Source organism: Thermodesulfovibrio hydrogeniphilus (assembly GCF_054657355.1).
In genome coordinates this window covers 714,967-741,561 of record NZ_BAAHYW010000001.1, presented here as the reverse complement: position 1 = coordinate 741,561, position 26,595 = coordinate 714,967, and the positions used below count along the sequence as shown (strand labels likewise).

Sequence of the window (26,595 nt, the reverse complement as noted above, 5' to 3'; positions counted from 1 at the left end):
AATGAGATTAGCAATAGCAACAGAGAATGGTCAGGTGGCTCAACATTTTGGAAGATGTCCGGGGTTTATAATTGTAGATATTGACAGTGACGGGAAAGTTATAAATAAACAGTTTGTTGAAAATCCCGGATATAAAGCCCATCAACCGGGTGCTGTCCCTATGTTTTTAAGAAAACAAGGAGCAGATTGTGTAATTGCAGGTGGAATGGGTCCTAATGCTATAATGAATCTTCAGGCTTCAGGTATTAGGGTTATTGTTGGGATTACTGGAAATGTTGAGGAGATAATTGATAAATTTTTAAAAGGTACTTTAAGTTCTGGTGAAAGCCTATGTGAGCATGGTGAACATGGGCATGCGGGTTGTAAACATTAAAATAGGGAAGGAGTTATGAAAGTTTGTATAACAGCAGAAGTAAAAGATTTAGAGTCTAATATTGACCCAAGATTTGGGCGTTGCAACTGTTTTATTTTTATTGATACTGATACAATGAATTATGAAGTAGTTGAAAATCCGTGGAAAGAAGCATCCGGAGGAGCTGGTATTCAGGCTGCTCAGATGGTTGTTTCAAAGAAACCAGAGCTTCTCATCACTGGAAAACTTGGTCCTAATGCTGAACAAATAATAAATTCAGCAAAAATTAAGGTCATAAATAAGACTGGTAAAGTTGTTGATGCAATAAAAGAAATCAAAAACAAATAGAGGAGGGGTTAAAGTGGCAGAGGAAAAACAGAAATGCACTTGCGATGAAAGAGAAGCTGTAAAAAAAGATGTTGCCCTAAAGGCAACAGTATCAGCAATTAAGAAGAAAATTCTTGTTTTATCTGGAAAAGGCGGAGTTGGAAAAAGCACTGTCTCTACAAATTTGGCAGTAGGTCTTGCAACAAAAGGTTATAAAACAGGTCTTCTGGATATTGATATTCATGGACCGAATATTCCGAATATGTTAGGACTTGAAGGAATGCCTCCAATGATAACTGATTTGGGAATTTTCCCTTTAAAGGTTTATGACAATTTAAATGTAATTTCAATAGGTTTTTTCCTTCAAGAAAAAGATACACCAGTTGTTTGGAGAGGACCTATAAAACACAGGATGATTGAGCAGTTTTTAAGTGATGTTCGCTGGGGTGAACTTGATTATCTTGTTGTTGATTCACCTCCAGGTACAGGAGATGAGATAATATCAATAATTCAGCTTCTTGACCAAGTAGATGGAGCAGTAATTGTTGCAACACCACAGGATGTTGCTTTGGCTGATGTTAGAAGAAGTCTAAGATTTTGTAAGGAAGGTTCTATTCCTGTTTTGGGTATAATTGAAAACATGAGTGGATTTGTATGTCCTCACTGTGGAAATACCGTTGAAATATTCAAATCTGGTGGAGGTGAAAAAGTTGCAGAACAGTATAAAGTTCCATTTTTGGGAAAAATCCCAATTGACCCAAAGATAGTTCAAGCTGGAGACGATGGAAAACCTGTAATGATAAATTATCCTGAAAGCAAACCAGCACAGGCATTCAATGAAATCATTAAAAAAATTATTGATAAATTAAAGGTTTAAGAATGATTATTGACATACAGATTTTATTTGATAACTACGCTGGTGAGTCAAAATTCCACACTGGCTTTGGATACAGCTGTTTTATAAAAAAGGGACATGGTGGAATTTTATTTGATACAGGCGGAGATTCTGATATTTTGCTAAAAAATTTAAACCATGCCAAAATAGAACCTTCAAAAATCTCAAGGGTTGTTTTGTCTCATTCTCATAAAGACCACACAGGTGGATTAAAAGGGATTTTAAAGTTAAAGGATAATGTAACAGTATATGCAGGAAAGTCCTTTGTAGAGGCATTACTAAAGGATGAAGAATTAAAGGGTGTTAATATTGTGAGTGTTGGAGAAGAGCCTGTTGAAATTATGCATGGAGTTTATTTAACAGGAGAGCTTGGGTCTGATATCAAAGAGATTTCCCTTGTTGTGGATACAGGAGGAGGATTGGTAATTGCTACAGGATGCGCCTATGCAGGAATTGAAAATATTTTCAAAAGAGTTCATGAAATAATTGATGACGATGTTTTTGCTCTAATTGGTGGACTTCATTTAAAAAACAAAACTGAATCCGAAATTTTGAATATCATTGATTTTCTAAAAAAAGAAGGCATAAAGTATATTGCACCTTCCCATTGCACAGGAGACCTTGCAAGAGAGTTGTTTAAAAAAGCCTTTACATCAGGATTTATTGAAGCAGGAGTAGGAACTCGGATTAATATTGGAGGCTCATGTGAGTATTAGCCCATTTGATGAGTATGCAGATAAGTATGATGTTTGGTATGATGGAGAAGGCAAAATACTTTATGAAAATGAAATAAAATGTGTAAAGAAATTACTAAATGGTTGTGAAGGGAAGGCACTTGAAGTAGGTGTAGGCACAGGAAGATTTGCTATTTTATCAAAAAATATAGTTGGTGTAGATATTTCTTTTCAGCCTCTTAAAATAGCAAAAAAGCGAGAGATTCCAGTAATTCAGGCAAATGCTGAGGCTCTTCCATTTAAAAGTGAGATTTTCTCTTGTGTTATGATGATTGTTACTATATGTTTTCTTAAAAATCCTTTAAAAGCGCTGAAGGAGACATACAGGGTGTTAAAAAAAGATGGAAAATTCATAATTGGAGCAGTTTTTAGAGATTCTTTATGGGGAAAATTTTATGAAGAAAAGAAAACGCAGGGGCATCCTTTTTACAGTGTTGCAAAATTTTATGATTTTCAGGAATTCAAAAAAATAACATATGAATCAGGCTTTAAAATAAAAAAGATTTTTGGAACACTTAAGTATTCAACTCCTGAGTACCATCAAATTGAAGATGCCTTTGAACTAAACAATGACACACAAATTTCAAATTTTGGATTTCTTTGTATAGAGCTTGTAAAATGATAATCTCAGTTGCAAGTGGAAAAGGCGGAACAGGTAAAACAACTGTTGCGGTATCACTTGCTTTAAGCATTGATGATTCTCAAATTATTGACTGTGATGTAGAAGAACCAAATGTTCATCTGTTTTTAAATCCTATAGTTAAGGAAGAAATTTCAGTAAACACAATAGTTCCTGAAGTTGATAAAGAAAAATGCAACTTTTGCGGGCTTTGCAGTCAAATTTGCGCTTATAATGCATTAAGTGTTTTAAATCTTGACAACTCAGGTGATGTTTTGCTATTTCCTCATCTTTGTCATGGTTGTGAAGGATGTATTCTGCTTTGTCCTCATACTGCAATGAAAAGGGCTGAACGAGAAATTGGAAAAATAAGGATTGGAATGGCAGAAGAAGTTGAATTTATTGAGGGAAGATTGAATGTTTCAGAAGTATTAGCTCCAAAGGTTATTGAGAAGGCAAAGCGTTTTATAAAAAAAGATAAAATTGCAATAATTGATGCTCCTCCCGGAACTTCTTGTCCGGCTGTAGCAGCAATAAAAGGCTCAGATGTATGCATACTTGTTACTGAGCCAACTCCATTTGGACTTCATGACCTTGAACTTGCCTATGAAGTTACAAAAGCACTTAATGTTAAATCAGCAGTCATAATAAACAAAAGTGAGAATGATGAAGTTATTGAGGATTTTTGTAAAAAGCATAGCCTTCCCATAATTTTAAAAATTCCTTTTAAAAAAGAAATAGCAGTGGCTTACTCAAAGGGTATTCCACTTGTAAAGGCAATTCCTGATTACAAAGAGGTTTTACATCAGTTGCTTAAGGAGATGGTATGAAGCAGATACTTGTAATAAGTGGAAAAGGTGGGACAGGTAAAACATTTTTTACATCATGCCTTGCTGTTGAACTTAAAAACAAAGTTATTGTTGACTGCGATGTTGATGCACCAAATCTTCATCTTCTGCTTCATCCAGAGATCAAAGAAAAATATGTGTTTTTTTCTGGAAAAATTGCAGAAATAGACAAAACAAAATGTATAGAATGTGGTTTATGTAGAGAGAATTGTAAATTTGATGCTATAAATGAAGATTTCAATGTTGATTCCCTTTCATGCGAAGGCTGTACAATATGTAAGCATTTATGTCCTCAGGATGCAATAATTCTTAATGAAAGGCTTGCAGGACATTATTTTATTTCAGAGACAAAATATGGGCCATTTATCCATGCAAGACTTGGAATTGCTCAGGAGAATTCAGGAAAGCTTATTGCAAAGCTTAGGGAGATTGCAAAGAGGATTGCTGAGGAAAGAGGTTTTGACTACATTATAATTGATGGTCCACCTGGAGTAGGATGTCCTGTAATGGCATCAATGACAGGAGTTGATATAGCAGTGGCTGTTACAGAGCCAAGTCCTTCAGGACTTCATGATTTAGGTAGAGTAATTGAGCTTACAAATCATTTTCAAATTCCTTTGAAGGTAATCATTAACAAATATGATTTAAATTCTGAAATGAGCATGACAGTAGAGAAAGAGCTTAAAGGAAAAGGTATAGAAGTGATTGGAAAAATTCCATTTTCAGAGGAAGTTTTAAAATCTGTAAAGACAAACACGCCTTTTCTTATTTTTTCAAATGATGAAATTGCTCAGAGAATATCTTATTTGTGTGATAAAGTAATTTTATCCTAATTTGTGCGATTCACTATCGTAATTGCAAAAATTATTCCTTGTCATTGCGACTCCATGCGAAGCAAGGAGGAAGCAATCTAGCCATCATAGTACCATAGAGCGACAGTGCTACAGAGCGACAGCGTAGAAATCCAACAATTCGTCACTGCGAGCCACTCGATGTGGCGAAGCAGTCTCTAATATGATGTAATAACGTAAGACGTGAGACGTAAAAGGCAAAAGACGAGATTGCCACGCCTGCCTGTCGGCAGGCTCGCAATGACGGAAAAAATAAACGGCAAGCTCGCAATGACCCCTTCCTTTGTCATCGTGAGGGCACGAAGTGCCCGAAGCAATCTCGTCTTTCCTTCAATAAGAAATGAGATTGCTTCGCATCCTTCGGATGCTCGCAAGGACAGCAAAAAATACTTAATTTTCAAATGGTTATACCAATTATTGGATTTTTAACACTATTTAAGGGATTGAATTAACTCTTTACGGATATTATTTTTTTCTGTTAAATTAAAAAATATAGCAAATCTCAACGGAGAATTGAAGGAGGCAGATATTAATGGATAGAGTTCCGATGACCCAAGAGGGTTATGAAAAGCTTAAGGAAGAACTTGATAGACTTATAAAAATTGAGCGTCCTGCAGTTATAAAAGCCATTGCAGAGGCAAGGGCTCATGGTGATTTGTCAGAAAATGCAGAGTATCATGCAGCAAGGGAGAAACAGTCTTTTATTGAAGGTAGAATTCAGGAACTTCAGGCAAAGCTTGCCCGTGCCTATGTGATAGACCCTGCTAAGATTAATCAGGACAAAGTAGCTTTTGGCGCTAAGGTTAAAGTTTTTGACCTTGACACTGAAGAGGAAAAAGAGTTTCATCTTGTAGGTCCTGATGAAGCAGATGCAAGCAATGGAAAAATCTCTGTAACATCACCTATTGGTAAGGCTCTTATTGGTAAGCAAGTCGGAGATCAGATTTCAATTAAAGTTCCCGCAAGAACTTTAAATTACGAAATAGTGTCAATTCGCTTTGAGTAAATTTACTGAAGCAAAAATAATCAGCAATGAACCTCTTACAGGAGATATTTATTTAATCTCCCTTGAAGTGTCCACCTCTTCACAAAAGCCAAAGCCCGGGCAATTCTATGTTTTAAGGCTAAATAAAAGACTTGACCCTCTTTTGGGAAGACCGTTCAGTATTTTTGATTACGAAGACAATACAGTAAAGTTTTTATACAGGGTCAAGGGCAGAGGGACAACCATATTGAGCCAGACAGAAAAGGGTGAAAAAGTTTTTCTGACAGGACCTCTTGGAAGAAATTATCCTGTACCATCTGGAGATTTTGTTGTTATAGCTGGTGGAATAGGAATAGCTTCTTTTTACTATTTGATAAAGCAATTTCCAAAAAGGGCATATCTATTCTACGGTGTAAGAAACAAGGAAGAAGTGCTTTTCCATGAAAGTCTTTTGCAATTGGCAAAGGAAGTTTGCATATCAACTGAATGTGGCTCTCTTGGATATCAAGGGGTTGTGACTGAAGTTTTCAAAGAACATGGTTTAAAGCTCAATTTGCCTGTTTATGCATGTGGACCTATGATAATGATTAAAGAGTTGAAAAAAATTCTAAAAGATACATCCATTCCTTGCTACGTGGCTGTTGAAGAGAGAATGGCTTGTGGAATAGGTGCATGCCTTGGATGTGTTATAGAGACCGATGAAGGATTGAAGAGAGTATGCACAGATGGACCTGTTTTTGATTTAGGAATGCTGAATTTTTAATGATGGTGAATTAAGAAAATGGAAAATTTGAAGCCAAATTTGCAGGTCAGAATTAAAGATTTGACATTCAAAAATCCAGTCATAACAGCATCTGGCACATTTGGTTATGGACTGGAGTATTCCCAGTTTATTGACTTAAATCTTCTTGGTGGAATTACTGTAAAAGGGCTTTCACTAAAACCAAAGGAAGGCAATCCGCCTCCAAGAATTTATGAGACTCCATGCGGAATGATTAACTCTATTGGCTTGCAAAACATTGGCTATGAAGCATTCGTAAAAGAAAAGCTTCCGATTTTAAGGAGATTTAACACAAATATTATCGTTAATTTTTTTGGCGACAGTCTTGAAGAATACTTAGAACTCGCAGAGAAGCTTGACAGCACAGAAGGTGTGCACGCACTTGAGATGAATATCTCTTGTCCAAACAAAAGTAGCGAGTGGAGAAGGATGGGACTTGACCCAATCCTTTTAAAAAAGGCTATAAGAGAAGTCAGAAAGGTAACAAAAAAAGTTTTAATCATTAAGCTTTCTCCGCAGGTGACTGATATTTCAGAGATGGCAAAAATTTGCGAAGATGAAGGCGCAGATGCAGTTTCTCTAATAAATACAATTCCAGCAATGGTGATAGATATTAAAACAAGAAAAAGCATGATTGGAACTCCAACTGGAGGACTTTCTGGTCCTGCAATAAGACCCGTTGCTGTAAGGGCTGTCTGGGAAGTTGCCCAAAATGTAAGCATTCCCATCGTAGGAATGGGAGGAATTGTTAGCGCTGAGGATGCGCTTCAGTTTATAATCGCTGGAGCAAGTCTGGTTGCTGTTGGAACAGCAAATTTCATAAACCCAGAGGCTACAGTTGAAATCATTGAAGGCATAGAGAAATTTTTAATTTCCGAAGGCATAAAATATATAAATGAGCTCATCGGAACATTCAGCCAATAGAATAATCACCCTTACCACAGACTTTGGATATCAAGACCCTTTTGTTGGGCAGATGAAGGGAGTGATTCTAAGCATAAATCCTCAGGCAAAAATAATTGATATCACCCATGACATTGTATCTCATGATATAGAAGAAGCAGCTTTAGTGATATGGGAAAGTTTTAAATACTTCCCTGAAGGTTCTATCCATGTAGTTGTTGTTGACCCGGGAGTTGGCTCTGGAAGAAAGGCTTTGGCAGTTTTTGCTTATGGGCATTATTTCCTTGCTCCAGACAACGGAGTGCTCAGCTATATATTGAGAGATTTTAAATTTCAAGCATTTTCTATTGAAAATGAAAAATACATGCTTAAAAAATCAAGCTCAACATTTCAGGGAAGAGACCTCTTTGCACCAGCTTCAGCATGGATTTCAAAGGGAGTAAGCATTACAGAGCTTGGACCAGAATGTCAAAATCCAATAAGGTTTGCAATAAAGGAACCCAAGAAGTTTAAAGAAAAAATAATAGGCGAGATTATCAGGATTGACAAATTTGGAAATGCGATTACAAATATAAAGGCAGATGCATCGCATATAAAGAGCGTCATTGTTAAAAACCTCACAATTCCCATTGTTCCTTATTATGCAAGTGTAGCCACTATTGAAAAGCCTTCATCCAATATTAACTGTCTTATAAACAGCGATGGGTATCTGGAAATATTTGTCTTTAAAGGGAATGCAGCAAAAGAACTTGGTTTAAAAAAAGGAGATATCGTGGAGGTTTTATTAAATGGATAAAATTGTCAAAGGCTTAATTAAAGATGAAAATGTTGCTGTTTATGCGACAGTTTGCACAGAGACTGTAAATTATGCAAGACAAATCCATGACACTTGGCCCACTGCTACTGCTGCAATGGGAAGGGTTATTGCAGGCTGTCTTCTTCTTGCAGCAATGTTAAAGGATGGACAAAAGGTCATGATTCAGGTAAAAGGGGATGGACCTCTTCAGGAAATTGTGGCAGAATCTGACTGGAATTATCGTGTGAGAGCTTTTGTAAAGAGACCGCATATTTATATGGGATTAAAGGCAGAAAAGATAGATGTTGGAAGAGCAGTTGGAAAAGGCTTTCTGAATGTAATAAGGGATTTGGGACTAAGGGAGTATTATCAAAGCAGTGTTGCCCTTCAGACAGGAGAGATTGCAACAGACCTTGCATATTATCTGAATGTTTCAGAGCAGATACCATCTGCGGTTTCATTGGGCGTTTTTGTTGAAACAGACAACTCAGTGAAAGCAGCAGGCGGTTTCATGATTCATATAATGCCTGAGGCAAAAGAGGAAGTTGTCAGTTATCTTGAAAGAAAGCTTTCTTCTGTTGAGCCGGTTTCTTCAATGATTTTAAGAGGTCTGTCTCCACATGAGATACTTGAGGAGGTTGTAGGACTTCCAATAGAGATTTTAAAGAAGGCTGAAATAGAATATTTCTGCCCATGCACAAAGGACAGAGTCCTCAATGCAATAGTGACTTTAGGCAAAGAGGAGATTAAAGATATGATAGAAAAGGGTGAAACCATTGATGTTGAGTGCTATTTTTGTAAAAGGAAATATCAGGTTACTGTGGATGAACTGAAGGAGTTGTTAAGGGATATATGATAAACTTTCTAAATCTAATAATTGCAAGGCTTGATGGAGACAGCATCTCTGAGACATCTTACAAAGCATATATTGAAAAACTTGTAAGAGAAGGCATTGCAGGATTTGTTGTTTTTGGTGGAGAATATGAGGAATTAAGGGAGTTTATTGCTAATCTACAACAATTTAATAAATTTCAAGCCTCAAATCACTCTCCACTAATAATTGCTTCTGACATTGAAAGAGGAGTTGGACAGCAGATAAAAGGCGGAACAATTATTCCATCTCAGATGGGAATCACTGCAGGATTTGATTTGGAAAAAGACTCTAAAGAGCTCAAGACTTTATATTCAATTGTAATAAAAGAGGCAAAGGAAGTTGGCATTAATTTCCCGCTAATTCCAGTTGTTGATGTAAACACAGAACCTTATAATCCAATAATCTCCACAAGAGCATTCTCTGATAAATCAACAGTTGTATCAAAATATGGTAATTTTTTGATAGAATTTTTTTCATCCGAAGGACTTAAAACCTGCGCAAAGCATTTCCCAGGGCATGGAGCTTCTTCTTTTGACTCTCACTTAAATCAGGCTTATTTAACAGAGGATTTCAAAAAACATATCAGACCCTTTAAATCAGCAATCAAAGCTAAAGTTCCTGCAATTATGGTTGGACATATTATAGTTACTGACTATGATATAGTGCCTGCAACTTTATCTGAAAAGATAATGAAAAATCTTTTAAGGCAAGATTTAGGCTTTAAAGGATTGGTGCTTACAGATGCGATGAGCATGAAGGCATTAAAAGATTATGACAATCCCCATGCAATGGCACTTAAGGCTGGAGCAGACATTATTCTTCATCCAGAAGACCCTTATGCCGCAGCTGAGGAACTTAAGTTTGCCTATAAACATGGATACATAGATGACAAAATCCTAAATGAAGCTTTATCCCGCATCAGTACCTTTAAATCCTTTATCCACCATTCACCAACAACCATCCACCAACCATCATCCACCAATCACCAAATCCTATCCACTTTAATTCACAATGCCTTTAAAAGAACAGTAACAGTCCTAAAAAAACCTGATGAACCCCTTTCAAATAAGAAAATTATTCCCTATCTTGCAGGATGCTACAGCGAGGCAATACTGAAAATATTCAAAGACTACTTCGGCCAAGCTTACGACATAAATCAATACAGAAAAACCGATGCCATGCCAATGATTGTAATATTTACTGAAATTAAGGCTGCAAATTTGTCATACACTCTCAATGTAGAGCAATTCGGATTTATTGATAAAATTCTTTCAGAAAACAAGGCTATTCTGATTTCATTTGGAAATCCGTACATGGTAAAAAGAGGATTTTACAGAAAGTCTCAATCAGTTGCATTAATGTATGATTGTCACGAGACAGCAGTGCTTGCTTTTTTGGATGTTTTCTCAAATGGGCTTGAGAATGCCACTGGAAGGCTTCCAGTAAGGTTATGGAAATAAACAAAAGAGCCAAAACCTTACTGATTGTTACAGTATTAGGCTTTGCTTCAGGACTTCCATTTCCCCCTGTAAGCGGAACACTTCAGGCTTGGCTTACATCAGAGGGTATAGATATAAAAACTATAGGGATACTTACAATTTTAACCCTTCCCTACAGCCTAAAATTTTTCTGGTCAGCATTTTTTGATAGATTTTCAATTCCCTTTTTTGGAAGGCGAAGGGGCTGGATGCTTATTAGTCAGATTTCAATTTTGCTTGGCTTATTTTTAATGATTTTGCTTACACCAAAAAATCTAATGGAGCTTAGCATAGTTGCATTATGTGTTGCCTTTTTCTCTGCATCTCAGGATATCTCAATTGATGCATACAGAACAGAAATTTTAAAGCCAAAAGACAGAGGACTTGGTGCATCCTTAGCTGTTACAGCATATAGAATTTCATTAATAGTTGCAGGAGGACTATGCCTGCTTCTTGCTGACCATATAGGATGGCAAAATGCACTTTTTCTAATATCTTCTCTTTTGATTTTTGGGATCATTGCCACTTTGGTAGCAGATGAGCCTGATGGAATTGTAAAGCCAAAAACTCTAAAGGAATCCTTCATTGAGCCATTTAAAGATTTACTGAAAAGAGAAAAAAGTATGTTGCTTTTACTCTTCATCATTCTTTACAAAATCGGTGATGCCTATGCATCATCCTTAAGCACAGCATTTTTTATCAGAGGAGCAGGTTTTTCACTTACTGAAGTTGGAACAATAAATAAAATTGGCGGAATGATTTCATCAATTGCTGGAGGACTTTTGGGTGGTATTCTTCTTATGAGGATGAGATTATTCAATGCGCTTTTTTTATTCGGAATATTTCAAGCAGTTTCAAATCTTCTTTTTATGATTTTGGCAATTTCAGGAAAAAATTTTCCTCTTTTTGTCTTAACAGTGGTTGTTGAGAATCTTACAGGTGGAATGGGAACAACAGCGTTTCTTGCTCTTTTAATGGGAATTTGCAATCGCTCTTTTGCAGCAACCCAGTATGCTGTTCTTTCATCTTTAGCTTCATTGGGAAGGACAGTTATCAGTCCAACATCAGGATTTGTTGTTAGCTCCTTTGGCTGGGCTTTATTTTATTTTTTGACTTTTACTGTAGCTTTGCCAGGACTTTTCTTATTGATGACTCTAAAGAAAACAATTAACGAATACGGAAATTCTTCCTAAACAGCTCTTGCAATAGTTATTGCATGCACCTCTGATGCTCCTGCTTTTTTAAGTGCCCGAGCACATTCAGTTAGGGTTGCACCTGTTGTTACAACATCATCTACAAGAGCAATTCTCAAATTTTTAAGATTTTCTTTACATAAAAAAGCATTTTTCACATTTTCAATTCTGTCCATTGCATCAAGGGAAGCTTGGTCAACAGTTTCTCTGATTTTTATAAGGGCTGTGAGATTAAGAGGCAAATTCCACTTACAGGAAAGCACCTTTGACAGAATTGCCGATTGATTAAATCCTCTTTGAATTAGTTTCCTTTTACTTACAGGCACTGCAATTAAAACATCTATCTGAGGTGGTTGAATCCTACTGAGAAGCTCGCCAAGTTTAATGCCTACTCTTTTTACTCCTGCATATTTAAAGCAATGTATTGCTTCCTTTAAAACTCCTTCATAGGAGCCAAAGGAGCTTAAAGAATCTACATATTTCCAAAAATTTTTTGCAAAATTTCCAGTTGTTATTCTGTTAAAACTAAATCCTTCAATTGATTTCCAACAGTCTATGCAAAAAGGTGAAAATTCATAATCTGATTTTTTGCTACATATCGGACATCTTTCATTAAAAATCAGCTCATAAAATAGGCTCCTTAATGATAGTTTCATCTCTTTTTTGTCCAGTTGATATTATTTGGATTTTGACTTTCAATGAATCTTCTATAAACTGAAGATATTTCTTTGCATTTTGTGGCAATCTTTCATAATCTTTTATGCCTGCTGTGCTTTCCTTCCATCCTGCGAGCTCTTCATAAACAGGCTCACAATTTTCAAGAATTTCAAGCTCCTTCGGGAATTCTTCTATAATCTTACCATCGTATTTGTAGCCAACGCAGACTTTTAATTTTTCAATCCCATCTAAGATGTCAAGTTTGGTAATTACAAGTCCTGTAAATCCATTGACCCTTACTGCATGCCTTAGCCCAACAAGGTCAAGCCATCCGCATCTACGAGGTCTGCCTGTTGTTGCTCCGTATTCTCCGCCTTTTTGCCTTATCTGTTCTCCTAAGGAGTCTTTTATTTCTGTTGGGAAAGGTCCGCCACCAACTCTTGTTGTGTATGCCTTGACAATTCCTATGATTTTGTCAATCTTTCTTGGGCTTACACCAGCTCCTGTGCATGCTCCACCTGCAACTGTATTTGAGGATGTAACATAGGGATATGTTCCGTGATCAATGTCAAGAAGTGTTCCTTGTGCTCCTTCAAATAAAACATTTTTTCCACTATCAATAGCTTCATTGATTAGAATGTCCGAGTCTGCAATGTAATTCTTAAGCTTCTCTCCATAGCTAACATACTGAGAGAATATATCTTCCTCATTCAAAATGTCAGCACCGTAAAGATTTTTAAGGAGAAAATTAATAATCTCAAGATTTGCCCTGATTTTGTTTCTTAATACATCCGGGTAGAGAAGGTCTATCATTCGCACGCCATTTCTTGCAATTTTATCAGTATAGCAAGGTCCTATGCCTTTTTTAGTCGTCCCTATTTTCTTACTTTTTTCAGCCTGTTCTTCAATTGCCATGTGGTATGGCATTATTAAATGACAGTGCTTAGAAATATAAATATTCCCATCAATTTCTAAGCCCTTGCTTCTCAAGGTTTCAATTTCCTTTAAAAGCGCTGCAGGATCAAGAACCACACCGTTTCCTATGATGCACTTCTTATTTTTATGCAGTATTCCAGAGGGCAGAAGATGAAGGACATATTTTTCATCTCCCACAACAACTGTATGTCCCGCATTGCATCCTCCCTGAAATCTCACAACATATTCGCATTTTTCTGTTAAAAAATCAACTATTTTACCTTTTCCTTCATCTCCCCATTGCGAACCTATAATAACAATAGTAGGCATAATCAATGTCTCCTTTTTGAATTAATGAGCTGAAATGTATACAGGCTTTACTTCCAAAACATTAGGAAGTTTCTTTATTTGTCCAATTATTTCATCAGTCAATGGAGCATCAATGCTTATTACTGATACTGCTATACCTCCTACTTCCTTTCTTCCGAAGTGCATGTGTCCGATGTTTATATCGTTCTTTCCAAGCAGTGTTCCAATGTTTCCAATAACACCCGGGCGGTCGTGATTCTTCATGAAAATCATATTTCCCTCAGGTATAATTTCCATAGAAATATCGTTGATCTGAACAATTCTTGGATCTCTTTTACTTAATAGCGTTCCAGCTACAACTGCCTTGTCATCCTTTGAAATAAGAGAAATTTTTACTAAGTTTTGATAATCTCCTGCTTCTTTGCCTTTTATTTCTTTAACTTCTATTCCCCTTTCCTTTGCAATGTATGAAGCATTAACAAAGTTGACAGGTTCTCCAAGTATTGGGTCTAAAACTCCTTTTAAAGCTGCAGCGGTCAATGCCTGAGTATTTAATAAAGATATCTCTCCTAAATACTCTATTTGAATTTGTTTTATACTTTTTGTAAAGATTTGAGATACAAAGCTTCCCATTCTTTCAAGAAGAACAAGATAAGGCCTAATAAGCGGAACCTGATCAAAGGGAATTGATGGGAAGTTAACAGCATTTCTGATAGTGCCATTAATCAAGTAATCTACGATCTGTTCTGCAATAGCAACAGCAACACTTTCCTGTGCCTCTACAGTGGATGCTCCGATATGAGGAGTGCAAATAACTCTTTCATCAGCAACTAAAGCATATCCTTCCTCAGGTGGCTCTTTTTCAAAAACATCAAGGGCAGCACCTGCTACTTTACCACTCTGTAGTGCTTCATAAAGGTCTTTTTCGTTGACTATTCCACCTCTTGCACAGTTGATTATGTAAACTCCGTTTTTCATCTTTGCGATTGTGTCTTTATTTATCAAATACTTTGTTTCAGCTGTTAAGGGCGTGTGAATTGTTATAAAGTCAGCCTTTGAAAATAGTGTGTCAAGGTCTGTTTTAGTGATTCCCAGCTCTTCTGCCCTTTCATCGCTGAGGAAAGGGTCAAAGGCTAAAACATCCATTCCCATACAGCGAAGTCTTTTTGCAACCTCAGAACCTATTCTGCCAAGTCCAATTATTCCAACAGTTTTATTGTAAAGCTCCACGCCCATGAATTTCTTCTTTTCCCATTTTCCAGCCTTCATTGATGCTGTTGCCTGAGGAATTCGCCTTGCAAGTGAAAAAAGCATAGCAATGGCATGTTCTGCTGTGGTTACAGTATTTCCACCGGGAGTGTTCATTACAACAATTCCCTTTTTTGTAGCAGCAACTTTATCTACATTATCAACTCCAGTGCCTGCTCTTCCAATTACTTTAAGCTTATCAGCAGCTTCAATGATTTCTGCAGTAACCTTTGTAGCACTTCTTATTACCAAAGCATCATATTCTTCAATTATTGCCTTAAGTTCTTCGGGTTTAAGCCCTGTTTTAACATCAACTTCCAATCCTGCATTTTTTAAAATCTCAACACCCTTAGGAGAAATGCTGTCGCTGACAAGAACTTTCATTTGCTTTCCTCCTTTGTGAAAATTTCCTCTGCCTTTGCAACTCCCTTTCCGAATGTAACAGGATATCCAAGTGATTTAAGAGTCATTTCAAGGGCTGAGATGCCAACTATAACATCAAATTTATCTGCGTATCCAAGATGAGCAATTCTGAAAATTTTTCCTTTGAGTTTATCCTGTCCGCCTGCTGCAGTAACACCGTGTTTTTCTCTTAAGGTTTTATAAATTGCCTGTCCGTCAATACCCTGTGGAGCTTCAATAGCAGTTACAGCATTGCTTGGTGTGCCTTTTGGAAACAGTGAAAGTCCTATTTCCTTCACAGCTTCCCTTGTTGCATGGGCTAAAACAGCGTGTCTGCGGAAGACATTTTCAAGACCTTCTTTTTGCATGAGCTTTATAGCTTCATTAAGTCCAATAATTAAAGATACTGCAGAGGTAAAGTTTGTCTGATTTTTTGCAAGATTTTCTCTTTCTTTTTTAAGATTAAAATAAAATCTCGGAGCTTTGGCTTTCTCATTTCTCTTCCATGCCTTATCACTTACACTTATAAATGCAAGTCCGGGAGGTAACATAAAGCCCTTCTGAGCGCCACTTACCATAATATCAATTGACCATTCATCTGTCTTAATATCGTGGGCAATCAATGCAGAAATTGCGTCTACTATGAAAAGGGTGTCTTCGTAATTTTTGACTATTTTTCCAATGCTTTCAATGTCATGATAAACACCAGTTGATGTCTCACTTGCCTGAACAAAAACTCCCTTTATATCAGGGTTTTTCTTTAACTCCTCTTCAACTCTGTTTACATCAACAGAGTATCCCCATTCAACAGGAATCTCTATTACTTCCAATCCATAGGCTTGGGCAATTTTTACCCATCTTTCTCCAAATTTACCACCATTTATTACAAGAACCTTTTCTCCCGGTGAGAAAAAGTTGTTTACTGCAGCAACCATACCTCCTGTTCCTGTGGAGCAGAGTATGAGAACATCATTTTTTGTCTGGTAAATCCATTGAAGCCCTTTTTTAGCAGAGTCAAGAATTGGTAAAAAGTCTGGGCTACGATGATGAATGATTGGCATTGCCATACTAAGCAGAACTTCTGATGGCACAGGCGTTGGACCCGGTGCAAGAAGATATCTTTTCAAAGTCATTTCATCCTCCTTGAAGGTAAATTTTTAATAAAATATATTACCATAAGTAATCCATTTTGTTTAAACATTATCAGCGAATCGCTTTACTTTTGATGGTTTTTAGGTATTATGAATGAGCCAATTTTTATCTAAATTAAGTTAAGTGATGTGTTAAGTAAAAACTTTTTGGTCTGTCATTTCAAGGCATCCTTATTTCTCTTCATTACGTGCCTATACGTATGTTTTCTTCATCATTGCGAGCCTGCCGACAGGCAGGCGTGGCAAACTCTCCTTCCTTGATATCCCTTATCCTGTCATTGCGAACAGTGAGAAGCACTGTGTCGCAATCCCGTTCCTTTATGCCTCATCCGGTCATTGCAAGGCATCCATCAGGATACCGAAGCAATCTAAAAGCGAGATTGCTTCCTCCTCGCTTCGTTCGGAGTCGAAATGACGAAGGAAGGGAGTCATTGCGAGGCAGACCGGTGGTTTGCCGAAGCAATCTCTTCTTAAAATAAGTTCTGTCGCTCTGTAGCACTGTCGCTCTATGGCACTATGACGACGAGATTGCTTCGTCGCTATCGCTCCTCGCAATGACGGAAGGGGGAACCCTTGCAATGACGAAAAAGAATAAACGGCGAGACTCGGAATGATATACTCAGAATGATATAAAAGAATAAGCATTGAGGATAGCCATGACAGAAAAATTTCTTAATTTTCAAATGGTTATAGTAATTCATGGTTTTTTATCACTATTTTGTTGTATCATCTATTCATGGAAAAAAGGACTGTATATGAAATAGAAGAGAAATGCACAATAAAACAAAAATTTGGAAAATGTCTAATCCCTCTAAGAACAGCTCTTTTCTGCTTGGAATGTTTTACAATTCATATTCAAGATAAATGCCCAAATTGTTATTCCCGCAATTCTGTCAGACTCATTGAGCTTTTCCTGTCTGAACCAGACCCTACTGATGAGCAGATTAGAAAAACTATTAATGAAAAATTCCTTAAGCTTCCATGAGGTTTTAGGCTTTTAAACAATTTTTGTTAAAAACTTTGTTAATCTTTTTTAGAAGTTCCGAAAAAATTTAAAAAATTTTTACTTTGTCTAAAATTGAAGCACACTTTTTTGCAAGCTTAATTGAGCGATTCTCAACTGTCATTGCGAGCGAAGCAATCTCTTCTTTCAGGGAAGAAAAAAGGCGAGATTGCTTCGGCATCCTGACGGATGCCTCGCAATGACGATGAGGGGATACCTTCGTAATGACCGAAGGTGGAAACCTTGCAGTGACGGAAATAGGGGATGCCTCGCAATAACGCACAGAGTGGGTATTGCGAATGTCCGCTATTTCTTTAGCATAGGACAAGCTCCGTTACGAAAAGCCTCATAAATTGCTATGCAGCAGTTAATAGGCTAACAATGACAGCAAAATAACATACTTACCAAGAGCCGCCGCCTCCACCACCTCCTCCACCGCCTGATGAGCCTCCACCACCTGAGCCTGATGAAGAAGGTGTTGATGGTAAAACCTGCGAGGCATTGCTTACGAAGTTGTCAATTGAATTTGCAAAAACCGATGGTGAAAAAGAAGTTCTTCCTTCATACCATTTAGGAGGAGTATAGAATAATCCTTCAAATGCCTCTGTCCATTTTTTTGCCTTTCCAAAGGCAATTGCATAAGGAAGAGTTATTTCAAATATCTCAGGTATTTTATCTGGCGGAAACAATCTTTCAATAACATCCCTTTCAACTCTGCTAATAAACTCCTCATATCCTTTTAGATATTCCTTCATTAAAGAGCCTTTGTGGGTCTTTCTTGGCATAAACTGTCCGAGTATGAACAAAGAAAAGGCTGTAATTACTCCGCATACAAGCAGTGGAAGAGGATTGTAAATAAGATTAAATGCAATCACATCAATGGTTAGTAGTATAGATAAAATAAAGCAAATAACGCCTATACCTGCATAGATATTTCTTACCTTTAAAGGATTTTTAAAGAAAAATCCTCCATTGGTCAGATTTTGAAAAACGGAATTTGATATAGTTGGAATAGATGTGTAAAATTCTTTCTTAAGTTCTGATAGTCTTACCCTTGATTTTCCCTCAAAAATAGCTGAAAGAATTTTCATATCAAAGGGTTTATTTCTTATTTCTTCGTCAAAAGCCTTTGTTTTTTCAAAAATATAGTCTCTTTTTTTGCCAAAGAGCAGCCCCTTTTCCTCTGTCTCAATAATTCTGAGATAGCCTCGCCTTGCTAAATCAATAATCTCTGCAATGATGTCCCTTGTGTGAATTTTTTCATCAATTAAAACTCCCGCTTCAATAGGTGTTAAACCCTCAGGTGGATAATACTGAACCTGTATGACTCCTCTGCCTCCAACATCTCTTCCTTTGTTCCACCAAAGATAGTATAGAAAAACGAATAATCCTATGATATAAATGAAGGCATAGAGCCAGGGATTTTTCCAAATAGGCGGTTCGCTTTCTATGGGTATTAAGCCAGCTTGCCATCCAACAGCAACTGTCATTCCTTCGTAGGGTGCAAGCTGTTTTTTCAGATTAAAGAAAACTTCGTTTGCACTTTTTCTGATTTCGCAAGCCCTTTCCCTGCTTCCCATTTTTCCTGTATAACAGGCAAACTGCACTGATGGATGGTCAAATGGAAGTATTACAGACGCAGAGCCACTTAGTATTGGCACAGCCCAGCCTGTTCCAATTGCATTCCAGTAAAGCTCATCTATGTTTCCAATTTTGTAAAGGGCGTATTTGACCCGATATCTTATGATGTATTTTTGTATACCGCTTACAAATTTGTTGGGGTCACCTATTCTTATTCTCAAATTTCCTTGATGTTGGGATATTTTCGTTTGATAGGGATTAATCTGCTCATCAGTGACAAATATATCTTTTATCTGTATTTTTTTCTTTTTGCCATTTGGAGCATTGAATTCCAGCGGTATATCACGATAGATTCCGTGTTTTTTTTCGTTGCCAAAATCAACAGTAAGTCTTTCAGTGACAAATAAATCGCTATTCTGCTCAACTTTGATATCTACATTATAGTCTTTTATTAACCATGCCCATGAGGAAGATGTGAAAATAAGAAGCGAAAAAGTTATCTTTAATATTGTGCCAAGAATATACTTTACTTTCATTTTACCTCTATCCACCATTCACAACCACCCAAAAATAGCGATAGAAATCCAAGAATTGGTATAAACATTTGAAAATTGAGTATTGTTACTGTCATTGCGAGCATCCGAAGGATGCGAAGCAATCTCATTCCATATTGAAGGAAAGACGAGATTGCTTCGGGCACTTCGTGCCCTCGCAATGACAAACAAGGAGTCATTACGAGGCATCCGAAGGAATATTGAAGCAATCTCTTCTAAAATAAGTTCTGTCGCTCTGTAGCACTGTCGCTCTATGGTACTATTATGGCGAGATTGCTTCCTCCTCGCTTCGCTCGGAGTCGCAATGACGGAGAGATGTTCACCATGCACCATTCCCTAACCACCAATTATCACTTAAAACTTTACCTGAGGCACAGCTCTTTCTTCCTCAGATATCTCAAAAAAGGTCTTAGGAGAGAACCCTAATATGCCAGCAATTAGAGAATTTGGGAAAATAGCAATAGAGGTATTATAATCTCTTACAACAGCATTGAAGTATCTTCTTGCCTGACTTATTGAAGCTTCAATTCTTGCAAGCTCTTCCTGAAGTTTCTGAAAATTAGCGCTTGCCTTCAGGTCTGGATAATTCTCAGCCAAAGCAAAAAGCTGTCTTAAAGCTTTAGTAAGCATATTCTCTGCTTCAATTTTTTCCTCAAGTGAAGTTGCGCTGATTGCAGAGTTTCTGAGCCTTACAACCTCCTCAAGGGTTTTCCTTTCGTGTGTTGCATATCCTTTGACAGTTTCAACAAGATTTGGTATGAGGTCATGCCTTTGCTTCAGTTGAACCTCAACATCAGACCATGCCTGATCTGTCATGATTCTCAATCTGACCAATTTGTTGTAGGTGAGAATCAGCCAGATGGCAACTAAAGCGATTATCAAAAGAAAAATTAAATACGTCATCGCCTTCTCCTTTTTTTCAAATTCTATCATTTAATTTGATTTTTGTCAACGTGCTACTCAACTTTATGACTGAAAAATAGAGTCATTGCGAGTCATCATTTTTGGGGCTTGCGGTGACCATTCTCTATTTACCGAAAAATAGAGATAGACACTCGTCACTGCGAGCCCCCCTGTTGCGAGCGATAGCGTGGCAATCTGGGGCGAAGCAGTCTCTAATAAGGCTTTATTAAAAAAACAAAGTAGAGATTGCTTCGCATCCTTCGGATGCTCGCAATGACAGCAAAAAATACTTAATTTTCAAATGGTTATACCAATTATTGGATTTCTATCGCTATTTTTGGGATTTATTGTTCGTTAGGTTAAAAGCATTTGAGTATGATATAATTTTTGGATATGAAAGAAGTGCCTGAGATAAAATCAATGTTTGATAAAATTGTAAAAAGATACGATTTTCTAAACAGGCTTCTGTCCTTCGGGCAGGACATCCTTTGGAGAAAAAAAATGGCATCTTTAGCCACTGCTCACCAATTAAAAGCTACAAATCACCTGATATTAGACCTTGCAACAGGCACTGGAGATTCTGCAGAGGTACTCATAAAAAAAGGAGCAAAAGTAATAGGTGTTGACATAAGCTTTGAAATGCTAAGAATAGCAAAGACAAAAATCAAGGATAGCTTTGCACCTGTCTGTGCCTCTGGTTATCAACTTTCGTTTAAAGATAATATTTTTGATGCTGTAACATGTGCCTTTGGAATAAGAAACATGCATGAAACAGAGTTGGCATTAAGGGAAATTTACAGGGTTTTAAAAAAAAATGGTAAAATCGTAATTCTTGAGTTTTCACTTCCAGAAGGATTTTTTCGCAAGCCGTATCTTTTTTATTTGAAAAAAATAATTCCCGCTGTCGCGTCTATTTTTTCAGTTCGCTATGCCTATGAGTATCTTGGCTCTTCAATAGAGGGATTTTACAAACCAAAAGAATTTCTTGACTTACTTGAAAGTTGCGGTTTTAGAAATGCGACTTCTATTTCTTTAAGTTTCGGTTGTGTTCATTTGTATGTTGCAGAGAAGGTTTGACAAAATTCAGAGATTATTTTATCTTAAATTATGCTTCCATATCCTAACATTAGCCCTGAGATTTTAAAAATTGGTCCTTTATCAATCCGATGGTATGGATTGATGTATCTGATAGGGTTTATATGTTCCTATCTGATTGTAAAAAGGGAATTAGTCAGACGAGGATTAAGGGTTGAAAAGGATTTTTTTGAAAATCTATATTTCTACTTAATCTTGGGACTCTTAATTGGAGCACGACTTGGCTATGTTGTATTCTATAATCTTTCCTACTATCTCCAGCATCCCTTTGAGATAATCGCTTTATGGCATGGAGGGATGTCTTTTCATGGAGGTCTGATTGGAGTTATAATTGCTGCTTGGATTTATACAAAAATAAAAAAGTTTGATTTTTTCACCCTAACTGATATGCTTGTTTTAACTGCTCCGATTGGGCTTGGGCTTGGAAGAATTGGAAATTTTATTAATGGCGAACTTTACGGAAGAGTTACTGATGTTCCATGGGGAATGATTTTTCCAGAAGGTGGACCCCTTCCAAGACATCCAAGCCAGCTTTATGAAGCCTTTTTAGAAGGAGCAGTGTTATTTGTCATCCTCTGGTTTTTCAAGGATAAATTTAGCCGTTCAGGTATTGTGTCTTCTTTGTTTTTAATCCTTTATGGGATATTCAGATTTTTTGTAGAATTTTTTAGAGAGCCTGACCCTCAAATCGGCTATATACTTGGATTCCTAACAATGGGACAGATTCTTTGTATGCTCATGATCATTACTGGTTCAATCTTACTTTATTATAGGAGCAGAGAGTGATCAATATCTCTGAGGAACTTATTAGAAGATTAAATGAGCTGAAGAAAAAGACATTCTTTGAAATACTTGACCTTGTAGGAAGAGTTTTTATTGTAGTGGATTATGATGAAAGAGTTGTGATAGGAAAACGCGGATTTCTTTCAGAAGAAAAGGAAAGGGGTCTTGTTTTAGTTTTCAACAATAATATGAAATTTGACTGGCATGATGAAGCAATTACAGCAACTCTTGTTTTCGGAAATACTCCAGAAAAATGCTATATTCCCATTGATGCAATTGCAACAGTCTTTTCTCCAGAATTAAGAGTGCAATTAAATGTACCTGTATTCAGGCTTCAAGCTCAAGAGATAGTTAAACAGGATACCGAAGAGGAAGCTGAAAAAGATGAAGGAGATAAAAAAATCATAGATATCACAAAAATGAGGAAGAAAAAATGAGCATGGAAAGGCATTTAAAGGAGCTTTTAATCCATCACATCAAACAAAAGCTCATCAAAGTCAAGCAGGATTTAGAGCTTGTCCAAGAACCACCACCAGATTTAAAAATTTTAAGCTATGGCATGACCATTGGATACATTGATATAATCACTGAAAAGGAAATAAATCCTGACAGATTAGAAAAATGGAAACAGCTAATATCTGATGGCAACAAGCTCGTTATTCTACTTCCAAAGGAAGAAAAACTAAAAATAACAGAGCTTCTCTGGAAGGAAGGACTTGCTGAAAAAGTTAGTGTAGGAACATACGAAATCAGTTTATTTTTGCCTTGACATAAAATCTTCTAAACAAAGTTTATGGATTTCCTCTGTTACAAAAGTTCCTCTTAGCATCTTGCCTTCAACCATATAAATAACCATCTCTGCAATATTTGTTGCATGGTCTGATATTCTTTCAAGATACTTTGCAATAAACATTCTTTTAAGAGCAAGTGGAATTATATCGGGATTTTTTAACATTAATTCAAAAAGTTCATTATGGTTTCTCTCCAAAAGCTTATCTACTTCATCGTCCCTTTTGATAACATCATAGCATAAATCAACATCTTCCTTAACAAAAGCATTTATGGCATCCTCAACCATGCTTTCTGTAATCTCAGCCATCTTTGGAATATTAACAAAGGGCTTAAGAAATGGCTCTTGATTAAGCTCAATGGCTCTTTGTGCGATATTTACTGCATAATCCCCCATTCTCTCAAGGTCTGTGCTTATTTTCATAGCAGTTGTAAGAAATCTTAAATCCTTTGCCATAGGCTGTCTAAGTGCAATAATTCTTATACATTCCTCATTTATTTCAACTTCAAGTCCATTAATAAGATTATCCCTTGAGATAACATGTTTGGCAAGGTCATTATCCCTTTCTATTAGAGCCTTTACAGTCTTTCTTATGCCTTCCTCAACAAGGCAACCAAGTATAAGAATCTTTTCTTTTAATTTCCTTAACTCATCATCTAAAATTGCCATATTAGCCTCCTAAGTCTTCTTTTGGTATTATACCAATTTAATACCAGTGTTGAATAGCATAAAAAGTATAAAAATTTTTTATGAAAATACATTTATTTTTTTGCTTATTAAATATATTTTACCCAATTTGCAGGATTTTCAAGTGTCTAAAAGATGGCGATAGAAATCCAATAATTGGCATAACCATTTGAAAATTAAATATTTTTTGCTGTCATTGCGAACATCCGAAGGATGCGAAGCAATCTCTACTTTGTTTTTCAATAAAGCCTTATTAGAGACTGCTTCGCCCCCTGTTGCGAGCAATAGCGTGGCAATCTGGAGCGAAGCAGCCTCTAATTAGTGGATAGTGGTTTGTGGATGGTGCATGGTGAACACCTCTCCGTCATTGCGACTCCGAGCGAAGCGAGGAGGAAGCAATCTCATTTTAACAAAAAAAGAGAGAACACTTCGGCTCGCTGTCGCTAGCCTCTTGATGACAAAAGAGGGGATCATTGCGAGGGCATCGCCACGCCTTCGGCTCGCGACAGGCTACGCATCCGAAGCAATCTCAAAATAGTTTGCTTCACTATATTTGAACTACAAGATATTACAGTTTTTATAAAAAAACTTTCAATTTAGGTTAAAATAAAATTTATGGAAAATTGGGAGAATATAGATTTGAAGGAAATAGCAAAAAAGGTTATTTCAACAGAGGCACAGGCAGTAGAGGCTTTGAAAGACAGAATTGACGATGACTTCATGAAAGCGGTAGAAATAATCCACAATTCTACAGGAAGAGTTGTTGTTACAGGAATGGGAAAGTCAGGTTTAGTTGGAAGGAAAATTGCCGCAACTTTAGCTTCTACAGGCACTCCTTCCTTTTTTATGCATCCTGCAGAGGCAAGTCATGGTGATCTCGGTATGGTTACAGAGAACGATGTTGTCATAGCCATTTCAAATAGCGGAGAGACTGAAGAGGTCTTAAGGTTGATACCATATTTAAAATACTTCAATGTAAAACTCTTAGCTATCACTGGCAATAAGAATTCAACACTGGCAAAACAGGCAGATGCGGTTTTAGATGTTTCTGTAAAAGAAGAGGCTTGCCCATTTGGATTTATTCCAACTTCCTCAACAACAGCAACCCTTGCAATGGGTGACGCACTTGCTGTTGCTCTTATTATGCGTAATGGATTTAAAAAAGAGGATTTTGCAGTCTTTCATCCGGGCGGTTCACTGGGAAGAAGAATGCTTACAAAGGTAAAGGATTTAATGCACACAGGAGAAGAACTTCCAACATGTTATCCTGAAACATCAATGATAGAAGCATTGCTTGAGATTTCCTCAAAAAGATTGGGAGTTACTGTAATTATTGATAAAGACCGTAAAATATTGGGAATTATAACTGACGGAGACATAAGAAGGGGTATTCAGAAATGGGGAAAGGAGTTATTTGAATTAAGGGCTTCTGAAATTATGACGAGAAATCCAAAGACAATAAATGAAGATGAACTGGCAGCAGCGGCTCTTTCAACAATGCGAAAGTATTCAATTACAAGCCTTGTTGTCCCAGAGATTGATGGAACACTCAAGGGATTGATACATATCCATGATATTCTCAAAAAGGGCATTTTTTAATGCAAGTCATCCACAAATCCTTTGCTAAAGAAATTGTTCAAAATATTCTTCTTTCAGTCGCCTTTTTGAACGCACTTTTAATAATAGAAAAGCTTTTGAAGTTGAGCAAGATTTTTTCTTCTGTGGGCATAGATTTATTTAATCTTGCAACTATCATAATTCTTTTACAGCCCCAATTGCTTGTTTTTACAATTCCAATGTCTCTTCTTTTAAGTATTTTACTTGCCTATGGTCGAGCACAGGCTGATAATGAAATAGTTATTTTAATGGCAAGTGGCATGCCATATAAAAAGGTATTTAAGCCTGTTATAAATGTAGGTGTTATAGTTTTTTTAATTGCCGCTTTAATGAGCATATATTTTGGACCTGAGGGAGTTCGGATTGTGAGAGAAAAAGTATTGACGATTCTTTCTGATAGAGCACCACTGAGCATTGAAGAGGGTGTATTTAACAAAGGTTTTAAAGGTATAACAATATTCGTAAAAGAAAAACCAGACAGTCTCCACATGAAAGAAGTTATCATATTTGACGAAAGAAGAGAGGACTCTAAGATAATCTTTGCCAACGAAGGAAAAATCAAAAAAGAAAAGGATACAATCAGCTTAAGTTTGATTGATGGAAGAGCCTATTTTCACAAGGGTGTTTCATTTAATGAAATAAAATTTAAGGAATATATTTTTAAGCTAACTCCAAACATAGACCCCATAGCAAAGAAAACTGCTGAGCTTTCAGTTATAGAGCTAATTTCAAAAATTTCCAGTGAACGCAAAATAGATTACAAACTTGAACTTTACAAGAGAATATCGCTTCCAATTTTATGCTTGATTAGCATTTTTTTGTCTCCATCACTATGTAAACTTATTGGAAAAAGCGGAAGGCTTGGAGGAGTAACATTAGGACTTGGTGTTTTTGCTATTTACTATATTCTGATGATTTATGGTGCAAATCTTGCAAAGGCAGGTATTATATCTGCTGAGATTGGCTCTTTTTTGCCTGTTGGAATTTTGGGTATATTATCTGCGATTTTGTGGAATAATATTGATAGGTGAATATAGATTGAGCGATTTTGTAAAAATTTTTGTTAACTTGTCATTGTATGTTAGATATATGGACATTGCAAGAGACTTTAGTCCTGAAGCAATTCCGTGTTTTTATGAGATTGCCACGCCTGCCTGTCGGCAGGCTCGCAATGACCCCTTTTTCGTCATTGCGAGGCATCCGATAGGATGCCGAAGCAATCTCATAAAAGACAAGATTGCTTCGTCGCTGACGCTCCTTGCAA

General features: G+C 36.8%; 28 protein-coding genes. 21 read left to right on the top strand and 7 right to left on the bottom strand.

The window, feature by feature from the left end:
* Position 1: 1 nt before the first annotated feature.
* The 14 genes from ACYQ3P_RS03800 (at position 2) to ACYQ3P_RS03735 (ending at position 11,636) form a co-directional block, all read left to right on the top strand.
* Positions 2 to 373 carry a NifB/NifX family molybdenum-iron cluster-binding protein gene (locus ACYQ3P_RS03800; RefSeq protein ID WP_460176622.1) on the top strand — a complete coding sequence of 124 codons (372 nt, stop codon included), beginning with the start codon at positions 2 to 4 and terminating at the stop codon, positions 371 to 373.
* A 15-nt stretch (positions 374 to 388) separates the two neighbouring features.
* Positions 389 to 700, top strand: a complete 312-nt coding sequence (locus tag ACYQ3P_RS03795; protein ID WP_460176621.1) for a NifB/NifX family molybdenum-iron cluster-binding protein — start codon at positions 389 to 391, stop codon at positions 698 to 700.
* Positions 701 to 713: 13 nt separating this feature from the next.
* Positions 714 to 1,556: a P-loop NTPase gene (locus ACYQ3P_RS03790; RefSeq protein ID WP_460176620.1), complete on the top strand. Its 843-nt coding sequence runs from the start codon at positions 714 to 716 to the stop codon at positions 1,554 to 1,556.
* Between the two features lie 2 nt (positions 1,557 to 1,558).
* Positions 1,559 to 2,290 carry an MBL fold metallo-hydrolase gene (locus ACYQ3P_RS03785; RefSeq protein ID WP_460176619.1) on the top strand — a complete coding sequence of 244 codons (732 nt, stop codon included), beginning with the start codon at positions 1,559 to 1,561 and terminating at the stop codon, positions 2,288 to 2,290.
* Complete coding sequence (locus tag ACYQ3P_RS03780) at positions 2,280 to 2,930, top strand: class I SAM-dependent methyltransferase (protein ID WP_460176618.1); 651 nt, start codon at positions 2,280 to 2,282, stop codon at positions 2,928 to 2,930. Before ACYQ3P_RS03785 ends, ACYQ3P_RS03780 begins: the two co-directional genes overlap by 11 nt.
* The gene (locus tag ACYQ3P_RS03775) at positions 2,927 to 3,757 is read left to right on the top strand and encodes a P-loop NTPase (protein WP_460176617.1); all 831 of its coding nucleotides are present in this window, start codon (positions 2,927 to 2,929) and stop codon (positions 3,755 to 3,757) included. Before ACYQ3P_RS03780 ends, ACYQ3P_RS03775 begins: the two co-directional genes overlap by 4 nt.
* Positions 3,754 to 4,608, top strand: coding sequence for an ATP-binding protein (locus ACYQ3P_RS03770; RefSeq protein WP_460176616.1), 855 nt, complete (start codon positions 3,754 to 3,756; stop codon positions 4,606 to 4,608). The genes ACYQ3P_RS03775 and ACYQ3P_RS03770 overlap by 4 nt, the downstream gene beginning before the upstream one ends.
* 550 nt (positions 4,609 to 5,158) lie before the next feature.
* Entirely contained in the window at positions 5,159 to 5,632 is a 474-nt protein-coding gene (greA, locus tag ACYQ3P_RS03765; protein WP_460176615.1) for a transcription elongation factor GreA, read from the top strand.
* Positions 5,625 to 6,374 (top strand): dihydroorotate dehydrogenase electron transfer subunit, encoded by a 750-nt coding sequence (locus tag ACYQ3P_RS03760; protein WP_460176614.1) that lies wholly within the window; start codon positions 5,625 to 5,627, stop codon positions 6,372 to 6,374. Before greA ends, ACYQ3P_RS03760 begins: the two co-directional genes overlap by 8 nt.
* A gap of 18 nt (positions 6,375 to 6,392) precedes the next feature.
* Complete coding sequence (locus ACYQ3P_RS03755) at positions 6,393 to 7,316, top strand: dihydroorotate dehydrogenase (protein ID WP_460176613.1); 924 nt, start codon at positions 6,393 to 6,395, stop codon at positions 7,314 to 7,316.
* Complete coding sequence (locus tag ACYQ3P_RS03750) at positions 7,288 to 8,091, top strand: SAM hydrolase/SAM-dependent halogenase family protein (RefSeq protein ID WP_460176612.1); 804 nt, start codon at positions 7,288 to 7,290, stop codon at positions 8,089 to 8,091. Before ACYQ3P_RS03755 ends, ACYQ3P_RS03750 begins: the two co-directional genes overlap by 29 nt.
* Positions 8,084 to 8,947, top strand: coding sequence for an Hsp33 family molecular chaperone HslO (hslO, locus tag ACYQ3P_RS03745; protein ID WP_460176611.1), 864 nt, complete (start codon positions 8,084 to 8,086; stop codon positions 8,945 to 8,947). Before ACYQ3P_RS03750 ends, hslO begins: the two co-directional genes overlap by 8 nt.
* Complete coding sequence (locus tag ACYQ3P_RS03740) at positions 8,944 to 10,425, top strand: glycoside hydrolase family 3 N-terminal domain-containing protein (RefSeq protein WP_460176610.1); 1,482 nt, start codon at positions 8,944 to 8,946, stop codon at positions 10,423 to 10,425. The genes hslO and ACYQ3P_RS03740 overlap by 4 nt, the downstream gene beginning before the upstream one ends.
* Positions 10,416 to 11,636 (top strand): AmpG family muropeptide MFS transporter, encoded by a 1,221-nt coding sequence (locus ACYQ3P_RS03735; RefSeq protein WP_460176609.1) that lies wholly within the window; start codon positions 10,416 to 10,418, stop codon positions 11,634 to 11,636. Before ACYQ3P_RS03740 ends, ACYQ3P_RS03735 begins: the two co-directional genes overlap by 10 nt.
* On the opposite strand, the gene ACYQ3P_RS03730 is transcribed toward ACYQ3P_RS03735, so the two are convergent.
* From ACYQ3P_RS03730 to ACYQ3P_RS03715, 4 genes are read right to left on the bottom strand one after another with little or no spacing between them, the layout of a single operon-like run.
* The gene (locus tag ACYQ3P_RS03730) at positions 11,633 to 12,292 is read right to left on the bottom strand and encodes a ComF family protein (protein WP_460176608.1); all 660 of its coding nucleotides are present in this window, start codon (positions 12,290 to 12,292) and stop codon (positions 11,633 to 11,635) included. The genes ACYQ3P_RS03735 and ACYQ3P_RS03730 overlap by 4 nt on opposite strands.
* The gene (locus ACYQ3P_RS03725) at positions 12,261 to 13,538 is read right to left on the bottom strand and encodes an adenylosuccinate synthase (RefSeq protein WP_460176607.1); all 1,278 of its coding nucleotides are present in this window, start codon (positions 13,536 to 13,538) and stop codon (positions 12,261 to 12,263) included. Before ACYQ3P_RS03725 ends, ACYQ3P_RS03730 begins: the two co-directional genes overlap by 32 nt.
* Before the next feature lie 21 nt (positions 13,539 to 13,559).
* Entirely contained in the window at positions 13,560 to 15,149 is a 1,590-nt protein-coding gene (gene serA, locus ACYQ3P_RS03720; protein ID WP_460176606.1) for a phosphoglycerate dehydrogenase, read from the bottom strand.
* Complete coding sequence (locus ACYQ3P_RS03715; RefSeq protein ID WP_460176605.1) at positions 15,146 to 16,300, bottom strand: pyridoxal-phosphate-dependent aminotransferase family protein; 1,155 nt, start codon at positions 16,298 to 16,300, stop codon at positions 15,146 to 15,148. The genes serA and ACYQ3P_RS03715 overlap by 4 nt, the downstream gene beginning before the upstream one ends.
* A gap of 754 nt (positions 16,301 to 17,054) precedes the next feature.
* Between ACYQ3P_RS03715 and ACYQ3P_RS03710 the strand changes: the two genes are divergently transcribed.
* Complete coding sequence (locus ACYQ3P_RS03710; RefSeq protein ID WP_460176604.1) at positions 17,055 to 17,303, top strand: hypothetical protein; 249 nt, start codon at positions 17,055 to 17,057, stop codon at positions 17,301 to 17,303.
* 419 nt (positions 17,304 to 17,722) lie between these two features.
* Here ACYQ3P_RS03710 and ACYQ3P_RS03705 read toward each other — a convergent pair whose 3' ends face one another.
* Positions 17,723 to 19,438, bottom strand: a complete 1,716-nt coding sequence (locus ACYQ3P_RS03705) for a DUF2207 domain-containing protein (RefSeq protein WP_460176603.1) — start codon at positions 19,436 to 19,438, stop codon at positions 17,723 to 17,725.
* Between the two features lie 372 nt (positions 19,439 to 19,810).
* Complete coding sequence (locus tag ACYQ3P_RS03700; protein ID WP_460176602.1) at positions 19,811 to 20,359, bottom strand: LemA family protein; 549 nt, start codon at positions 20,357 to 20,359, stop codon at positions 19,811 to 19,813.
* 393 nt (positions 20,360 to 20,752) lie between these two features.
* Here ACYQ3P_RS03700 and ACYQ3P_RS03695 point away from each other — a divergent pair, with 393 nt between their 5' ends.
* Genes ACYQ3P_RS03695 through ACYQ3P_RS03680 form a run of 4 tightly spaced genes read left to right on the top strand, consistent with a single transcriptional unit; the run spans position 20,753 to position 23,006 of the window.
* Positions 20,753 to 21,436 carry a ubiquinone/menaquinone biosynthesis methyltransferase gene (locus ACYQ3P_RS03695; protein WP_460176601.1) on the top strand — a complete coding sequence of 228 codons (684 nt, stop codon included), beginning with the start codon at positions 20,753 to 20,755 and terminating at the stop codon, positions 21,434 to 21,436.
* Between the two features lie 30 nt (positions 21,437 to 21,466).
* Positions 21,467 to 22,240, top strand: coding sequence for a prolipoprotein diacylglyceryl transferase (gene lgt, locus ACYQ3P_RS03690; RefSeq protein WP_460176600.1), 774 nt, complete (start codon positions 21,467 to 21,469; stop codon positions 22,238 to 22,240).
* A complete protein-coding gene (locus tag ACYQ3P_RS03685; RefSeq protein ID WP_460176599.1) occupies positions 22,237 to 22,674 on the top strand; it encodes a ClpXP protease specificity-enhancing factor SspB in 438 nt (145 codons plus the stop codon). The genes lgt and ACYQ3P_RS03685 overlap by 4 nt, the downstream gene beginning before the upstream one ends.
* Positions 22,675 to 22,676: 2 nt before the next feature.
* The gene (locus ACYQ3P_RS03680; protein ID WP_460176598.1) at positions 22,677 to 23,006 is read left to right on the top strand and encodes a hypothetical protein; all 330 of its coding nucleotides are present in this window, start codon (positions 22,677 to 22,679) and stop codon (positions 23,004 to 23,006) included.
* On the opposite strand, the gene phoU is transcribed toward ACYQ3P_RS03680, so the two are convergent.
* Positions 22,992 to 23,696, bottom strand: a complete 705-nt coding sequence (phoU, locus tag ACYQ3P_RS03675; RefSeq protein ID WP_460176597.1) for a phosphate signaling complex protein PhoU — start codon at positions 23,694 to 23,696, stop codon at positions 22,992 to 22,994. The genes ACYQ3P_RS03680 and phoU overlap by 15 nt on opposite strands.
* Before the next feature lie 633 nt (positions 23,697 to 24,329).
* On the opposite strand from phoU, the gene ACYQ3P_RS03670 reads away from it, so the two are divergent.
* Positions 24,330 to 25,313, top strand: coding sequence for a KpsF/GutQ family sugar-phosphate isomerase (locus ACYQ3P_RS03670; RefSeq protein ID WP_460176596.1), 984 nt, complete (start codon positions 24,330 to 24,332; stop codon positions 25,311 to 25,313).
* On the top strand, positions 25,313 to 26,362 hold the full coding sequence (locus ACYQ3P_RS03665; protein WP_460176595.1) for an LptF/LptG family permease: 1,050 nt from the start codon (positions 25,313 to 25,315) through the stop codon (positions 26,360 to 26,362). The genes ACYQ3P_RS03670 and ACYQ3P_RS03665 overlap by 1 nt, the downstream gene beginning before the upstream one ends.
* The last annotated feature ends 233 nt before the right edge of the window (positions 26,363 to 26,595 follow it).

Coding starts and splice junctions, on each gene's coding strand:
- ACYQ3P_RS03800 (WP_460176622.1), top strand. CDS start 2: ATGAGATTAGCAATAGCAACAGAGAATGGTCAGGTGGCTCAACATTTT.
- ACYQ3P_RS03795 (WP_460176621.1), top strand. CDS start 389: ATGAAAGTTTGTATAACAGCAGAAGTAAAAGATTTAGAGTCTAATATT.
- ACYQ3P_RS03785 (WP_460176619.1), top strand. CDS start 1,559: ATGATTATTGACATACAGATTTTATTTGATAACTACGCTGGTGAGTCA.
- ACYQ3P_RS03775 (WP_460176617.1), top strand. CDS start 2,927: ATGATAATCTCAGTTGCAAGTGGAAAAGGCGGAACAGGTAAAACAACT.
- ACYQ3P_RS03770 (WP_460176616.1), top strand. CDS start 3,754: ATGAAGCAGATACTTGTAATAAGTGGAAAAGGTGGGACAGGTAAAACA.
- greA (WP_460176615.1), top strand. CDS start 5,159: ATGGATAGAGTTCCGATGACCCAAGAGGGTTATGAAAAGCTTAAGGAA.
- ACYQ3P_RS03755 (WP_460176613.1), top strand. CDS start 6,393: ATGGAAAATTTGAAGCCAAATTTGCAGGTCAGAATTAAAGATTTGACA.
- ACYQ3P_RS03750 (WP_460176612.1), top strand. CDS start 7,288: ATGAGCTCATCGGAACATTCAGCCAATAGAATAATCACCCTTACCACA.
- hslO (WP_460176611.1), top strand. CDS start 8,084: ATGGATAAAATTGTCAAAGGCTTAATTAAAGATGAAAATGTTGCTGTT.
- ACYQ3P_RS03740 (WP_460176610.1), top strand. CDS start 8,944: ATGATAAACTTTCTAAATCTAATAATTGCAAGGCTTGATGGAGACAGC.
- ACYQ3P_RS03735 (WP_460176609.1), top strand. CDS start 10,416: ATGGAAATAAACAAAAGAGCCAAAACCTTACTGATTGTTACAGTATTA.
- ACYQ3P_RS03730 (WP_460176608.1), bottom strand. CDS start 12,292: ATGAAACTATCATTAAGGAGCCTATTTTATGAGCTGATTTTTAATGAA.
- ACYQ3P_RS03725 (WP_460176607.1), bottom strand. CDS start 13,538: ATGCCTACTATTGTTATTATAGGTTCGCAATGGGGAGATGAAGGAAAA.
- serA (WP_460176606.1), bottom strand. CDS start 15,149: ATGAAAGTTCTTGTCAGCGACAGCATTTCTCCTAAGGGTGTTGAGATT.
- ACYQ3P_RS03715 (WP_460176605.1), bottom strand. CDS start 16,300: ATGACTTTGAAAAGATATCTTCTTGCACCGGGTCCAACGCCTGTGCCA.
- ACYQ3P_RS03710 (WP_460176604.1), top strand. CDS start 17,055: ATGGAAAAAAGGACTGTATATGAAATAGAAGAGAAATGCACAATAAAA.
- ACYQ3P_RS03705 (WP_460176603.1), bottom strand. CDS start 19,438: ATGAAAGTAAAGTATATTCTTGGCACAATATTAAAGATAACTTTTTCG.
- ACYQ3P_RS03700 (WP_460176602.1), bottom strand. CDS start 20,359: ATGACGTATTTAATTTTTCTTTTGATAATCGCTTTAGTTGCCATCTGG.
- ACYQ3P_RS03695 (WP_460176601.1), top strand. CDS start 20,753: ATGAAAGAAGTGCCTGAGATAAAATCAATGTTTGATAAAATTGTAAAA.
- lgt (WP_460176600.1), top strand. CDS start 21,467: ATGCTTCCATATCCTAACATTAGCCCTGAGATTTTAAAAATTGGTCCT.
- ACYQ3P_RS03680 (WP_460176598.1), top strand. CDS start 22,677: ATGGAAAGGCATTTAAAGGAGCTTTTAATCCATCACATCAAACAAAAG.
- phoU (WP_460176597.1), bottom strand. CDS start 23,696: ATGGCAATTTTAGATGATGAGTTAAGGAAATTAAAAGAAAAGATTCTT.
- ACYQ3P_RS03670 (WP_460176596.1), top strand. CDS start 24,330: ATGGAAAATTGGGAGAATATAGATTTGAAGGAAATAGCAAAAAAGGTT.
- ACYQ3P_RS03665 (WP_460176595.1), top strand. CDS start 25,313: ATGCAAGTCATCCACAAATCCTTTGCTAAAGAAATTGTTCAAAATATT.